We start from the raw sequence: 13,708 nt of genomic DNA, 5'->3' as shown, positions 1-13,708 counted from the left end.
GGAGAACCCGCCCCGCTCGACACGGCAACAGGGAGACCCGGCAGTTGCCGGACAGCTATATCGCATTTGGCTACCTGCTCATCGGACGCTCCTAAGTTGACACGCACTTCGGCAAGCTGTCGTACCGCACTCTACCCAGCTGCGCACCTCCAGGCTACGCTGGCCTGAAGCAGCGTCACGCCCCAAGTGAAAGCTCCAGCAAGGAGGTTGCAGCGAAGCGACACCACGGCGCCCGACTCACTCCTTCGAGTGGCGCGGACCGCCGGTTCCCTCTTCCTGGCGCCACCCGTTCGTGGATCGCCGCGGTATCCACGGCTCTCGTGGGACCAGGAAGGAGAACAGCCCGATGGCCGAGAAGCCGGATGGGCGTCGCACCCTCCGCACGTGGACCGACCGGGCCGCCCTCGCGGCCCCGTGGGTCAGCCTTCTCTTGGTGATCCAGAAGATCATCGACGAGTGGGTGCTGCCTCACGTGTGAACGGAACTGGCCCCGACCTAGGGGCCGGGGCCAGGTGCGGCGGACGCCATCGCACAGACGTTTCCACTCCGTGTTACTTCGACGGCAGCCCGGAGTGGGAGCGTTTCGGATCCGCCCTCCCCACCATTCTGCCGCCCCGCCACTCCGATGGCGAGGGGCTGTTGGGGGGCATCGACGAGTTCACCCCGGCCCGCGCGCGCCGTCAGGCGCGGTCGAGCCGGAGCCGCTGCGCGCGCGGCAGGCCGGCGACCACCAGGTCGTAGGAGTCCTCGATCAGCTCCTTGAGCTGCCGCTCGGGGAGCGCTCCGTCGGCCGTGACCGTGTTCCAGTGGCGCTTGTTCATGTGCCAGCCCGGCACGATCTCCGGGTGCGCCGCCCGCAGTTGGACGGCGAGGTCCGGGTCGCACTTGAGATTGACGGTGAGCGGACGGCTGTCGAGGGCGGTGAGGGCGAAGACCTTCCCCGCCACCTTGAAGACCGAAAGCTCCGGCGTGAAGGGGAACTCCTCCACCGCGTCGTTGAACGAGAGGCAGAACGTGCGCAGCTCCTCGGGGCTCATCCGGGCTCCCCCTCCTCGACCGGCTTCCCGGCCGCGACCGGCTCCACCAGCACCGTCACGATCTTGTTCCTGCGGCCGGCCGCGGACTCGGCGGTGAGCGCGAGCTCCCGGCCGTCCGGCAGCGGGACGACCGCCGAGGCCCCCGCGATCGGGACGCGGCCGAGCCGCTTGGCGAGGAGGCCGCCGACCGTCTCGACGTCCTCGTCGTCGAACTCGTCGAAGCCGAACAGCTCCCCGAGGTCGCCGATGTCGAGGCGGGCCGTCACGCGGTAGCAGCCGTCGGCCAGCTCCTCGACGGGCGGCAGCTCGCGGTCGTACTCGTCGGTGATCTCGCCGACGATCTCCTCCAGGATGTCCTCGATGGTCACGATGCCGGCCGTGCCGCCGTACTCGTCGATGACGACGGCCACGTGGTTGCGCTCCTGCTGCATCTCGCGGAGCAGGTCGCCGGCGTTCTTCGTGTCGGGCACGAAGGTCGCCGGACGCATCGCCGTGGAGACCAGCTCGGACTCGCTGTCGCGGTTGATGTGCGTCTTGCGCGCCAGGTCCTTGAGGTAGACGACACCGACCACGTCGTCCTCGCTCTCCCCCGTCACCGGGATGCGCGAGAAGCCGGAGCGCAGGGCGAGCGTGAGGGCCTGGCGGATCGTCTTGAACCGCTCGATGGAGACCAGGTCGGTGCGGGGCACCATGACCTCGCGCACCAGCGTGTCGCCGAGCTCGAAGACGGAGTGCACCATGCGGCGCTCGTCGTCCTCGATCAGGGACTCCTTCTCGGCGAGGTCGACCATCGCGCGCAGCTCGGCCTCGGAGGCGAACGGACCGCGCCGGAAGCCCTTGCCGGGCGTGAGCGCGTTGCCGATGAGGATCAGCAGGGGCGGGATCGGGCCCATGACGCGGGCCAGCGGCAGCAGGACGTACGCCGCGGCGGTCGCGGTGTTCAGCGGGTGCTGGCGGCCGATGGTGCGCGGTGAGACGCCCACGGCGACATAGCTGACGAGGACCATCACGCCGATGGCGATGGCCAGGGCCTCCCAGGTCCGGTCGAACTCCTTCAGGCACGCGTACGTCACGAGGGCCGCCGAGGCCATCTCGCACGCCACCCGCACCAGCAGCGCCACGTTCAGATAGCGGGTGGGGTCGGCGGCGACCTGGGCGAGCCTGGCGCTGCCGCGCCGCCCCGAGCGGACGGCCTCGTCCGCGCGGAAGCTGGAGACGCGGGCGATGCCCGCCTCCGCGCAGGCCGCCAGCCAGGCGACGACGACCAGGGCGACGGCTCCCGCGATGAGCTGGATGTCCATGGCGCTACGAGACGGTGGGCGCCGGGGACGGGCCGGTCAGGCCCTTCTCCGCGCGCCAGCCGTCGACGATCGCCGCCTGGAGCCCGAACATCTCGGTCTTCTCGTCGGGCTCCTCGTGGTCGTACCCGAGCAGGTGCAGCACGCCGTGGACCGTCAGGAGCTGGAGCTCCTCGTCCATGGAGTGCCGCGTCGGGGCGTCCTGGCCCTGCTTGGCGGCGACCTCGGGGCAGAGCACGATGTCGCCGAGGAGGCCCTGCGGGGGCTCGTCGTCGTCCTTCATGGGCGGCCTGAGCTCGTCCATGGGGAAGGACATGACGTCCGTGGGCCCCGGCAGGTCCATCCACTGGATGTGGAGCTGCTCCATGGCCCCCTCGTCCACCACGATCACCGAGAGCTCGGACAGCGGGTGGATGCGCATCCGCGCGAGGGCGTAGCGGGCGATGTCGAGGATCGCCTGCTCGTCGACCTCGGTCCCGGATTCGTTGTTGACGTCGATCGCCATGGTGGTGCTGGTCTACTTCCCGTCGCGGCTGTCGTGCTGCTCGTACGCGTCGACGATACGGCCGACCAGCTTGTGCCGTACGACGTCGTGCGAGGTGAGCCGGGAGAAGTGGATGTCCTCCACGCCGTCCAGGATGCGCTGGACCTCGCGCAGACCGCTCTTGGTGCCGCCGGGCAGGTCGACCTGGGTGATGTCACCGGTGATGACGATCTTGGAGTCGAAGCCGAGGCGGGTCAGGAACATCTTCATCTGCTCGGCGCTGGTGTTCTGCGCCTCGTCCAGGATGATGAACGCGTCGTTCAGCGTGCGGCCGCGCATGTACGCCAGCGGGGCGACCTCGATCGTGCCCGCCGCCATCAGGCGCGGGATCGAGTCGGGGTCGAGCATGTCGTGCAGCGCGTCGTACAGCGGGCGGAGGTAGGGGTCGATCTTCTCGTACAGCGTGCCGGGCAGGAAGCCGAGGCGCTCGCCCGCCTCGACCGCGGGCCGGGTCAGGATGATGCGGTTGACCTGCTTGGACTGGAGGGCCTGCACGGCCTTGGCCATGGCCAGGTAGGTCTTGCCCGTGCCGGCGGGGCCGATGCCGAACACGATGGTGTGCTTGTCGATCGCGTCGACGTACCGCTTCTGGTTCAGGGTCTTGGGGCGGATGGTGCGGCCGCGGGACGAGAGGATGTTCTGCGTGAGGACCTCGGCGGGGGTCTCCTCCGCGCCGTCGCCGTTCTCGTCCGCCCTCAGCATGGCGATCGAGCGTTCCACTGCGTCCTCCGTCATCGGCTGACCGGTGCGGAGCACCAGCATCATCTGGTCGAACAAGCGCTGGATGAGCGCGACTTCGCGGGCGTCGCCGACGGCGCTCACCTCATTGCCCCGGACGTGGATGTCGGCCGCCGGGAAGGCCTTCTCGATCACCCGCAGCAGGGCGTCGCCGGAGCCGAGGACGGTCACCATGGGGTGGTTCGCCGGCACGGTGAAGTGTGCTCGGGCCTGGCCCTGCGCGGCAGGGGGAGTCGTGGGTGTCTGCGTCATGGGCCGGCCCTCAAGGCCTGCTCAACCCTCCATCCGCGCCGGGTCCGGCGCCGCTCTCGCGGCCGGACCGTCCGCGATCGTGGTCCTCGGCGGTGGGAGCCGGTGATCGCGTGTTCCGCGACGCGGCCGCCACAGCGCCTGCTGCTCTTGCACTGCCAAGGGTACGACGGCCCACTGACAGAGCCGTAGGCCTTTTCGGCCCGGCCGCCGTGCGGGGCCTACGCCGAGCGGAAGCCGATCGTCGGCACGGCCCTGCGCAGCGGCCAGGGCCTGCCCGCCGCCGGGAGCAGGGTCTCCAGGAAGCTGTAGCGCCGCAGGGCCTTCGGGTCCTGCTCGTCGAATTCCGTGACCCGACGCCACCAGCCGCCCACCTCGGCCCAGCCGGGCGCGGAGAGGGAGCCGCCGAACTCCTGCACCGAGAGGGCGGCGGTGAGCCCGGCGAAGGCCAGGCGGTCCGCCAGCGGCCAGTCGGCCAGCGTCCCGGTGACGAAGCCGGCCACGAAGACGTCGCCGGCGCCGGTCGGGTCGAGGGCCTCCACCTCGATGGCGGGCACCTCCGCGGTCTCGCCGGTCCGCCGGTCCACCGCGTACGCCCCCTCGGAACCGAGGGTCACCACGGCGAGCGGCACATAGGCGGTCAGCGCCCGGGCCGCCTCCCTGGGGCAGGAGGTGCGGGTGTACCGCATGGCCTCCTCCGCGTTCGGCAGGAACGCCTCGCAGTGTCGCAGGTCGGGCAGGGCGGCGAGGTCCCACCGCCCGGTGTCGTCCCAGCCGACGTCGGCGAAGATCCGGGTGCCGCTGCGGGCGGCGCGGGCGATCCAGGGGGCGCTGGCGCCGGGGGTGAGCGAGGCGACGGCGGCGCGGGCGCGGGGCGGGCAGCAGGGGGCGCCGCCGTCCGGCGCGTCGGCGTCCGGGGGCGGCTCGTGGCCGTGGCTGACCATGGTCCGCTCGCCCTCGTACGCCATGGAGACGGTCACCGGGGTGTGCCAGCCGGGCACGGTCCGCGACGAGGTGAGGTCGATGCCCTCTCCCCCTTCGAGGGCGTCCCAGCAGTACTCCCCGTAGTGGTCGTCCCCGAAGGCGGCGGCCAGGGACGTGTGCAGGCCGAGCCGGGCGAGCGCGGTCGCCATGTTGGCGACGCCGCCGGGGCTCGACCCCATGCCGCGGGCCCAGGACTCCGTGCCGCGCACGGGCGCGGAGTCGAGGCCGGTGAAGATGATGTCGAGGAAGACCGTGCCGGTGAGGTAGACGTCGCAGGACGGATCACCGGCTCTGCGGGCCGACTTCAGCGGGTCGACGGTGGGCTGCGCTGGTACGACCATGCAGGCAACGTAACCGACGTTTCCCGCGAAGGCGCGGGGTTGCGGCGGCTCGGGCGCGCGGGAGTCGCCGCGGGCCCTACCAGCGGGGCGCCGCCGGGGCCACCCACCGCGGGTCGGTCACCCGCATCGCCGCCGCGTCGTCCCGCTCCCGCAGCGCGCGGAAGCCGTCGTCCAGCCAGCGCGCGTGCAGGGCCGCGAGCTTGTCCCGGTCCAGTTCGACGCCGAGGCCGGGGGTGTCGGTGACGGCGACCCGGCCGTCGACGAAGCGCGTCCGCTCGGTCAGCACGTCCTCGGACTGCCAGGGGTAGTGCGAGTCGCAGGCGTGGCGGAGGTCGGGCACGGTCGCCGCCACGTGCGTCATCGCGGCGAGGCTGATGCCCAGGTGCGTGTTGGAGTGCATGGAGACGGCGACCCCGAAGGTGCGGCAGACGGCGGCCAGTTCGCGGGTGCGCCGCAGGCCGCCCCAGTAGTGGTGATCGGAGAGCACCACCTGCACGGCGTCCCCGGCGAACGCCTCGGGTATCTCCTCGAAGGTCGTCACGCACATGTTCGTGGCGAGCGGCACGGAGGCGCCGGCGGCGACCTCGGCCATGGCGGGGGTGCCGAGCGCGGGATCCTCCAGGTACTCCAGGACGTCGCCGATCTCGCCCGCGACCTTCAGCGACGTCTCGACCGACCAGGCCCCGTTGGGGTCCAGCCTGAGCGGCGCCCCGGGGAAGGCCTCCGCGAGGGCGCGGACGGCGGCGATCTCCTCGTCGGGCGGGAAGACACCGCCCTTGAGCTTGAACGACGTGAACCCGTGCCGCTCGGTGAAGAGCCTGGCCTGGGCGACGATGCCGGCGGGGTCGAGGGCGGCGCCCCACCCGTCGTCCGGCTCGCTCACGGTCCCCGCCGGGTGTTCGGCCCGCTTGTAGAACAGGTAGGCGCTGTACTCCACGGCGTCCCGCACCTTGCCGCCGAGCAGCGCGTGCACGGGCAGGCCGAGGGCCTTGCCGAGCGCGTCCAGGCAGGCCACCTCGAACCCGGAGACCACGGAGAGCCGCAGCTTGTCGGCGGTCTGCACGCCGCGCAGCCCGCCCACGTCGACGGCGGCGTCGACGCGGGCGGCGTTCACGGCGACGTCGTCCGCCAGTGTGAACAGGCCGTTCAGATCACTGACCGCCCGGCCGACCAGCCCCGCGGCGAACGGCCGCGCCAGCTCCAGATACTTCCCGTCCCCGTACGTCTCCCCGACCCCGGTGACGCCGCCCTCCGTGACCACCTCGATGATCAGGCGCGGGGTGTAGGGCTGGTGGACGCCCTGGGTGTTGAGCAGGGGCGGATCGGCGACGAGCACGGGAGTGAGACGAACCTCGCTGATGACCAAGCTCTGTCCATACATGAGAACGGAGACTAGGTAGGCGAACGCTCCGAGGCAAGGGGGCCGACGGCGCGAACGGCCGCCCGGGGCGCGGGGAACCGCGCGACCCGCCCCAGCCCGCCCGCGCCGAAAGAGCGCCCTTCAACGCCCGGCTACAGCTCCGCCTCCACCAGCTCCGCGGCGCGCACCGTGCCACCGGCCCCCCGCACCTCATCCCGAAGCCGCGCGCAGCGCTCGGCGACGCCGGGATCGGAGGTGAGGTCCAGCAGGGCCTCCCGCAGCGCGGAAACCGTGGCGGCCTCCGTGTCGAGCCGCCGCGCGACCCCCAGCTCGACCAGCCGGTCGGCGTTCATCGGCTGCTCGGCGCCCTGCGGCACCGCGATCATCGGGACCCCGCAGGAGAGCCCCTCGGAACTGCTGCCCATCCCCGCGTGCGTGACGAACGCGTCGGCCTGTTCGAGGATCGCCATCTGCGGCACCCAGGAGCGGACCTCCACGGAGTCGGGCACGGGTCCCAGCTCCGCGGGGTCCACGTGCTTGCCGATCTGCAGCACGACGTGCCACCCCGCGAGGTCCCCGAAGGCCGCCACGCACCGCCGGTAGAAGTCGGGCTGCTGGGTGTAGGCGGAGCCGAGCGACACGAGAAGCACCTTCGACGCCCCGGCGGGCCGCTCCCACGCCCCCTGGTCCGCCCGGTCGCCGAGGCAGGGCCCGACGAAGTCGACCCGGGCCGCGTCGACCGTGTCGGCGTGCGGCTGCATGGCGCGCGGGATCGTGGCGATGGCCCGCGGCGGCACGCCGGAGAACTCGCCCACGTCGAGGGTGGTGGCCCCGCACCGGCCCAGCCACTGCGTGAAGCGGGCCTCCAGCGCGTCGGCGCCCGGCAGCCGCGCGAGATGGGCGCCGACGTCCTGCTGGTAACTGCCCCAGGCGACGAAGGTGGGCGACAGCTGCACGACGGGCCGCCCCTGCGCCTCGGCGAGCGCACGGCCGACGTACGCCCCGATGTCGTACAGGTACACGTCCGCGGGATCGTCGTCGTACGCCGCGCGGAGCTGCGGGAGCACCGCCATCGCGTCGTCGAGGAAGAGCGAACTGGCCTCGATGGGGTCGTCGGGCCAGATGTTGTCGCGGTGCGGGAGCGTCGAGTCGTACGGGACGAGTTCGGCGCCGGTGGGCCCGATGAGCGCGGCGGCGGCCGGGTCGTTGGCGTACGTGACGCGGTGGCCGCGCGCGGCGAGGACCCGGATGATCTCCAGGCTCGGCAGCACGTGGCTGACCATGGGGACGCCGATCATGGCGATATGGGCACGGCGACGGGGACTGCGGTGGGATGACATGGGCTTCCTTCACCTGCGTCAGGAATGTGCGGAACCACGGACGAGGACACGGCGGCCCGCCGCCACGGCCCTTTCCCAGGGCGGGCGGGGGCCACGAGAGCCGTGTCAGCCGTAGATCTGCGCGCAGGAGTCCATACCGGGACCGTAGCCCGCCTCCGGGGCCTCAGTCGAACGAATAAGCCTCGACCTCGGCGAGGTACCGCGCCCGCAGCGCCTCCTCGCCCGCGTCACGGTCAAGGAACGCCGCCTCGAAGGAGTTGCGCGCCAGGGTGCGCAGCCGCTCCTCGTCGAGCCCGAGCGCCTCGCGCACGGCGTCGAAGTTGTCGCCCGCGTAGCCGCCGAAGTAGGCGGGGTCGTCGGAGTTGACCGTGCACATGAGCCCGGCGTCCAGCATCCGCGGCAGCGGGTGGTCCGCCAGCACGTCGATGGTGCGCAGCCGGACGTTGGAGAGCGGGCAGAGGGTGAGCGGCACGCGCTCGGCGGCCAGCCGCTCGACGAGGGCCGGGTCCTCCACGCAGCGCAGGCCGTGGTCGACGCGCTCGACGCGCAGCACGTCCAGGGCCTCGGTGATGTAGGAGGGCGGGCCCTCCTCCCCGGCGTGGGCGACGAGGCGGAGCCCGAGCGCGGCCGCGGCCTCGTAGACCTCCTTGAACTTGGCCGGCGGGTGGCCCACCTCGGCGGAGTCGAGGCCGACGCCGATGATCCGGTCGAGGTGGGGCCGCGCGGCCCGCAGCGTCTCCATGGCGGACTCGGCGGACTCGTCGCGCAGGAAGCACATGATGAGCCGCGTGGAGACGCCGTGCCGCTCCTCGCTGCGGTCGAGGGCGCGGGAGAGGCCCTCGACGACGGTGCCGATGGGGACGCCGCGCGCGATGTGGGCCTGCGGGTCGAAGAAGATCTCCGCGTGGCGGACGCCCTGCCCGGCGGCGCGGGCGAGGTAGGCGTCCGCGAGTTCCTCGAAGTCGGCCTCGGTGCGCAGGACGGCCATCAGGCCGTAGTAGAGGTCGAGGAAGCTCTGGAGGTCGTCGAAGTCGTAGGCCTTGCGCAGTTCCTCGGTGTCGGCGTACGGCAGGTCGACGCCGTTGCGCGCGGCCAGCGCGAAGGCCAGTTCGGGTTCGAGGGTGCCCTCGATGTGCAGGTGGAGTTCGGCCTTGGGGATCGGCATGGTGCGGTCTCGCTCAGTTCTGTGGTGGTGCTCGTCCGGCCCGGGGGCTGTCCCCCAGGTTCTCAGGTCCGCTTGGGCACGGGGACGCGCGTGAGGTCGCGGGCGATGGTGAGCTCGCCCTCGAACCCCGCGGCGCGGGCCTGCCGCTCGTACAGACCGGGGTCGGAGTAGCGCTGGCTGAAGTGGGTCAGGACGAGGTGGCGCACGCCCGCCTCCACCGCCACCCGGGCCGCCTGCCCCGCGGTGAGGTGCCCGTGGTCGGTGGCGAGCTGTTCGTCCTCGTCGAGGAAGGTGGACTCGATGACGAGCATGTCGCAGCCCTCGGCGAGCGTGTGCACGCCCGCGCAGAGCCGGGTGTCCATCACGAAGGCGAACCGCTGCCCGCGCCGCACCTCACTGACCTCGTCGAGCGTGGTCCCGCCGAGGCTGCCCTCCCGCTGGATGCGCCCGACGTCGGGCCCCCTGATGCCGCGCTCGGCGAGCAGCCGGGGCAGCATGCGCCGCCCGTCGGGCTCGGTGAGCCGGTAGCCGTAGGACTCGACGGGGTGGGAGAGCTTCACCGCGTCGAGGGTGTACGAGGGGCCCTCGGCCAGCGGCCCGTCGGCGGCGACCGGCTCCTGGACGAGCGCCACGGTCTCGCGGTACGCGGTGGAGTACCGCAGGCGGTCGAAGAAGTGCTGCCCGGAGGCCGGGTAGTGGGCGGTGACGGGGTGCGGGACGCGGTCGAGGTTGATGCGCTGGATCACCCCGGCGAGGCCCAGGCTGTGGTCGCCGTGGAAGTGGGTCACGCAGATGCGGTGCAGGTCGTGTGCGGCGACCCCGGCGCGCAGCATCTGCCGCTGCGTGCCCTCGCCGGGGTCGAAGAGGATGCCCTGGCCGTCCCAGAACAGGACGTAGCCGTTGTGGTTGCGGTGCCGGGTGGGGACCTGGCTGGCCGTGCCGAGCACGACCAGTTCACGTGCGGACAAGGGGTGGTGGCCCCGCTATCCGGGAGGCCACTGGAGGCCGCGGCCGCCCAGGACGTGCGCGTGCGTGTGGAAGACGGTCTGCCCGGCGCCGGTCCCGGTGTTGAAGACGATGCGGTGGCTCTCCGCCTTCTCCTGCGCGGCGACCTCGCCCGCCTCGCGCAGCACGTCGGCGGCGATGGCCGGTTCGGCGGCGGCGAGCGACGCCGCGTCCGGGTAGTGCGCCTTGGGGATCACCAGGACGTGGGTGGGCGCCTGCGGGTTGATGTCGCGGAAGGCCACGGTCGTCTCGGTCTCGCGGACGACGGTCGCCGGCACGTCACCCGCGACGATCTTGCAGAACAGGCAGTCGTCTTGCGCTTCGCCCGCCATGGGCCGCCTCCTCGAACGAAATGATCAGTACGTCCGGCATGCTATCGGCCCCGCGTCCGCGGGGCCGGGGGAAGGTCACCGTGCGCCCGGCAGGTCGGGCGCCGTCTTCGCCGGGTTCTCCGCCAGGGCCGCGAGGGCGATCCGCACCGCCTCGTCCAACTGCGGGTCGCGGCCCGCCGCGTGGTCCTCGGGGGTGGTCACCACCTCGACGTCGGGGTCGACCCCGCGGTTCTCCAGGCCCCAGTCCTGGCCCTCCATCCAGAACGCGTACTTCGGCTGGGTCACGAGCGTCCCGTCGACCAGGTGGTAGCGGCTGTCGATGCCGACGACGCCGCCCCAGGTGCGGGTGCCCACGACGGGGCCGATGCCGAGCGCCCTGATGGCGGCGTTGACGATGTCGCCGTCGGAGCCGGAGAACTCGTCGGCGACGGCGACGACGGGGCCGCGCGGCGCGTCCTGCGGGTAGCTGAAGGCCCGTGAGCCGCGGGGCATGTCCCAGCCGATGACGCGGCGCGCCAGCTTCTCCACGATGAGCTGCGAGGTGTGTCCGCCGCGGTTCTCGCGGACGTCCACCACCAGGCCCTCGCGGGCGACCTCGACGCGCAGGTCGCGGTGGATCTGCGCCCAGCCGGGCGCCTGCATGTCGGGCACGTGGAGGTATCCGAGCCGGCCGCCGGAGCGCTCGTGGACGTAGGCACGCCGGTCCGCGACCCAGGCGTGGTAGCGCAGGGGCTCCTCGTCGTCGACCGGGATGATAACGGCGTGCCGCGGGTCGCCGCCGCCGGAGGGCGAGACGGTCAGCTCGACGGGCTTGCCCGCGGTGCCGACGAGCAGCGGTCCGGGACCGGTCACGGGGTCGACCGCCCGGCCGTTGACCTCGATCACCGCGTCGCCCGGCCGCACCGCGACGCCGGGGGCGGCGAGCGGCGAGCGCGCGGCCGGGTCGGAGGTCTCCGACGGCAGGACGCGGTCGACGCGCCAGAGGCCGTCCTCGCCGCGCGAGAGGTCGGCGCCGAGGAGCCCCTGCCGGTACGCGTGGGCGCCGCCGCCCGCCATGACGTACGCGTGCGAGGTGCCCAGCTCGCCCTGGACCTCCCAGAGCAGGTCGACGAGGTCGTCGTGGGTGGCGACACGGGCGAGGACGGGCCGGTAGCGCTCCAGGACGCCGTCCCAGTCGACGCCGCCGAGGTCCGCCCGCCAGAAGTTGTCCCGCATGAGGCGGCCGGTCTCGTCGTACATCTGCCGCCACTCGGCGGCCGGGTCGACGGTGCACCGGATGCGGGAGAGGTCGACGGTGATGTTCGAGTCGCTGTCGTCGTCGCCGGAGGCGCGCCGGTCGCTCGGCACCACCTTCAGCTTGCCGTCGGTCCGCAGCAGGACCCGCTTACCGTCGCCGGTGACCGTGAAGTGGTCGGCGTCGGACGCCAGTTCCTCCACGCGGTGCTGTAGGAGGTCGTACCGCTCCAGTTCGGTGCGCGGCTCGGGGTCGAGGGGGTGCGCCCGGGAGGCGCCGAGCACACCGCGCACGGGGTGGCGCAGCCAGAGCAGGCCGTCCTTGGCGGCGCGCAGCGTCGAGTAGCGGGCGGCCTCCACGGGGAAGGGCACGATGCGGTCGGCGAGCCCGTCGAAGTCGACGCGGGTGACGGGGGCGCCCTCGCTGTCGGGCGTCTCCGGGCCGCCGTCCTGCGCGTCGAAGGGCCTGCCGTGGCGCTGCGGCCCGAACGGGGACGGCGTGGTCGCGGCGAGCGTGATCAGGTGCGGCCGTGAGCCGCCGACGAAGGCGAGGTCGAAGACGTGCTCGTCGTAGACCGGGTCGAAGGCGCGCGCGGAGAGGAACGCGAGGTGCTTGCCGTCGAGGGTGAACGCGGGCGAGTAGTCGCGGAAGCGCAGCGGGGTGGCGTCGGAGACGGAGAGGTCGGCGGTGTTGGCGAGCCGGAGCTGCCGCAGCGGGCGCGGCCCGGGGTGCGACCAGGCGAGCCAGGCGGAGTCGGGCGAGAAGACGAGCCCGGTGGCCTCGCCGTCCTCGCTCCGGTCGACCTCGCGGACCTCGCCGCTCTCCCGCTCCACGAGCAGGACCCGGCCGTCGTGCGAGGCGACGGCGGCGCGGCTGCCGTCCGGCGACATGGTGAGCCCGAGGACCCGCCCGAGCTGCCCCGCGGCGAGCCTGCGGGGCGTGGCGCCGGGCGCGGGGCCGGTGGCCGGGGCGAACTCCAGGGCCTCGTCGCCCTCGGCGTCGGTGACCCACACGACGTGCTCCTCGCCCGCCACGCGGAAGGTGCGGGGCAGCCGGGCGCGGACCCCTTGCGTGGCGGCGAGGGCGCGGGCGGGGCCCTGGCGGTGCGTGACCCAGTGCACGGAACCGCGCACGGAGACGGCGCTGCCGCGTCCGGTGTGGTCGGGCGCGGCGGCGCCGAACCAGCGGGCCGCCGCCACGGGGTGCGGTTGCAGGTCGGTGCGCTGGCCGCCGAGGCGGATGTCGAGGCGGCGCGGCTCGGCGCCCTCCAGGTCGTCGAGGAGCCAGAGTTCACCGGCCGCGGCGTAGACGACGCGGGCGCCGTCGGTGGCGGCGTGCCGGGCGTAGAAGCCGTCGACGGGGGTGTGGCGCCGCAGGTCGGCGCCGTCGGGCAGCGAGGAGTAGACCGCGCCGACGTCCTCGTGATCGCTGAGGAAGGCGATCCGCTCCCCCACCCAGAGCGGGTACTCGATGTTGCCTTCCAGCTCTTGGTGGACGCGTGCGAACGTTCCCGCGGGATCGCTCGTCGGCCCGGGGGCGGAGGCGGCGGCGCGGAGCCACAGCTTTCCCGCCGTGCCGCCCCGGTACCGCTTCCACCAGGCGGCCTCGCGCCCCATGGGGGCCGTGAGCAGCAGGACCTGCCCGTCGGGGCCGTGCGTGACGTCGCCGACGACGCCGTATGGAAGGGTCTGCGCGGGGCCGCCGTCCAGCGGGACGGCCCGTGCCCAGGTGCGGCGCGGCGAGGCCTGTCCCGCCGCGCTGACGGCGAGGACGCGCCCGTCGGGGGTCCAGCCGCGCACGCCGGTCTTCGCCGTGCCCCAGTACGTGAGCCGCCGGGAGGGCCCGCCGTCGAGCGGCGCGATGTGCACCTCGGGAGCCCCGTCCCTGGTGGACGTCCAGGCGACGGTGGTGCCGTCCGGGGAGACGCGGGGGTGGTTCACGGGCATGTTGTCGGCGCTGACCCGCCAGGCGCGGCCCCCGTCGAGGGGGGCGACCCAGACGTCGTCCTCAGCCGTGAAGGTGACCAACTCGCCGTGGATGTGCGGGTATCGGAGGTACGCAGTCTGTGTCACACGGTCCAG

Annotated in this window: 12 protein-coding genes; 1 reads left to right on the top strand and 11 read right to left on the bottom strand. The window is 73.0% G+C overall.

What is annotated here, in order from left to right; translation table 11 throughout:
* The first annotated feature begins 346 nt into the window (after window positions 1–346).
* Complete coding sequence (locus tag DCW30_RS37890) at window positions 347–478, top strand: hypothetical protein (RefSeq protein ID WP_257788610.1); 132 nt, start codon at window positions 347–349, stop codon at window positions 476–478.
* A gap of 202 nt (window positions 479–680) precedes the next feature.
* Here the strand turns inward: DCW30_RS37890 and DCW30_RS07190 are convergent, their stop codons facing one another.
* The 11 genes from DCW30_RS07190 to DCW30_RS07140 all read right to left on the bottom strand — a co-directional run bounded on the left by DCW30_RS07190 (window position 681) and on the right by DCW30_RS07140 (window position 13,699).
* Window positions 681–1,037 (bottom strand): MmcQ/YjbR family DNA-binding protein, encoded by a 357-nt coding sequence (locus DCW30_RS07190; protein WP_076686457.1) that lies wholly within the window; start codon window positions 1,035–1,037, stop codon window positions 681–683.
* The gene (locus DCW30_RS07185; RefSeq protein ID WP_062776628.1) at window positions 1,034–2,338 is read right to left on the bottom strand and encodes a hemolysin family protein; all 1,305 of its coding nucleotides are present in this window, start codon (window positions 2,336–2,338) and stop codon (window positions 1,034–1,036) included. Before DCW30_RS07185 ends, DCW30_RS07190 begins: the two co-directional genes overlap by 4 nt.
* Window positions 2,339–2,342: 4 nt before the next feature.
* Complete coding sequence (ybeY, locus tag DCW30_RS07180) at window positions 2,343–2,840, bottom strand: rRNA maturation RNase YbeY (protein WP_062776625.1); 498 nt, start codon at window positions 2,838–2,840, stop codon at window positions 2,343–2,345.
* A 12-nt stretch (window positions 2,841–2,852) separates the two neighbouring features.
* Window positions 2,853–3,869 carry a PhoH family protein gene (locus tag DCW30_RS07175; RefSeq protein ID WP_076686455.1) on the bottom strand — a complete coding sequence of 339 codons (1,017 nt, stop codon included), beginning with the start codon at window positions 3,867–3,869 and terminating at the stop codon, window positions 2,853–2,855.
* Window positions 3,870–4,087: 218 nt separating this feature from the next.
* Entirely contained in the window at window positions 4,088–5,191 is a 1,104-nt protein-coding gene (locus tag DCW30_RS07170; protein ID WP_062776620.1) for a carbohydrate kinase family protein, read from the bottom strand.
* 76 nt (window positions 5,192–5,267) lie between these two features.
* Window positions 5,268–6,572, bottom strand: a complete 1,305-nt coding sequence (locus DCW30_RS07165; protein ID WP_076686453.1) for a glucarate dehydratase family protein — start codon at window positions 6,570–6,572, stop codon at window positions 5,268–5,270.
* Between the two features lie 131 nt (window positions 6,573–6,703).
* Window positions 6,704–7,891, bottom strand: coding sequence for a macrolide family glycosyltransferase (locus DCW30_RS07160; RefSeq protein WP_076686451.1), 1,188 nt, complete (start codon window positions 7,889–7,891; stop codon window positions 6,704–6,706).
* Between the two features lie 163 nt (window positions 7,892–8,054).
* Entirely contained in the window at window positions 8,055–9,056 is a 1,002-nt protein-coding gene (locus DCW30_RS07155) for an adenosine deaminase (protein ID WP_076686449.1), read from the bottom strand.
* Between the two features lie 62 nt (window positions 9,057–9,118).
* Entirely contained in the window at window positions 9,119–10,024 is a 906-nt protein-coding gene (locus tag DCW30_RS07150; RefSeq protein ID WP_076686448.1) for a ribonuclease Z, read from the bottom strand.
* Between the two features lie 15 nt (window positions 10,025–10,039).
* Complete coding sequence (locus tag DCW30_RS07145; RefSeq protein WP_076686446.1) at window positions 10,040–10,393, bottom strand: histidine triad nucleotide-binding protein; 354 nt, start codon at window positions 10,391–10,393, stop codon at window positions 10,040–10,042.
* 75 nt (window positions 10,394–10,468) lie between these two features.
* A complete protein-coding gene (locus DCW30_RS07140) occupies window positions 10,469–13,699 on the bottom strand; it encodes a S41 family peptidase (protein ID WP_076686444.1) in 3,231 nt (1,076 codons plus the stop codon).
* Between the last annotated feature and the right edge of the window lie 9 nt (window positions 13,700–13,708).

The sequence above is a fragment of the Streptomyces alfalfae genome (assembly GCF_004127445.1).
GTDB lineage: Bacteria > Actinomycetota > Actinomycetes > Streptomycetales > Streptomycetaceae > Streptomyces > Streptomyces alfalfae.
Note: the sequence above shows the minus strand (reverse complement) of the source record. Positions and strands in the feature narration are given on the sequence as shown.

Bases quoted from the DNA above. Each gene is read 5' to 3' on its own strand.
- DCW30_RS07155 (WP_076686449.1), bottom strand. From the start codon at position 9,056: ATGCCGATCCCCAAGGCCGAACTCCACCTGCACATCGAGGGCACCCTC.
- DCW30_RS37890 (WP_257788610.1), top strand. From the start codon at position 347: ATGGCCGAGAAGCCGGATGGGCGTCGCACCCTCCGCACGTGGACCGAC.
- DCW30_RS07165 (WP_076686453.1), bottom strand. From the start codon at position 6,572: ATGTATGGACAGAGCTTGGTCATCAGCGAGGTTCGTCTCACTCCCGTG.
- DCW30_RS07160 (WP_076686451.1), bottom strand. From the start codon at position 7,891: ATGTCATCCCACCGCAGTCCCCGTCGCCGTGCCCATATCGCCATGATC.
- DCW30_RS07175 (WP_076686455.1), bottom strand. From the start codon at position 3,869: ATGACGCAGACACCCACGACTCCCCCTGCCGCGCAGGGCCAGGCCCGA.
- DCW30_RS07170 (WP_062776620.1), bottom strand. From the start codon at position 5,191: ATGGTCGTACCAGCGCAGCCCACCGTCGACCCGCTGAAGTCGGCCCGC.
- DCW30_RS07185 (WP_062776628.1), bottom strand. From the start codon at position 2,338: ATGGACATCCAGCTCATCGCGGGAGCCGTCGCCCTGGTCGTCGTCGCC.
- ybeY (WP_062776625.1), bottom strand. From the start codon at position 2,840: ATGGCGATCGACGTCAACAACGAATCCGGGACCGAGGTCGACGAGCAG.
- DCW30_RS07190 (WP_076686457.1), bottom strand. From the start codon at position 1,037: ATGAGCCCCGAGGAGCTGCGCACGTTCTGCCTCTCGTTCAACGACGCG.
- DCW30_RS07145 (WP_076686446.1), bottom strand. From the start codon at position 10,393: ATGGCGGGCGAAGCGCAAGACGACTGCCTGTTCTGCAAGATCGTCGCG.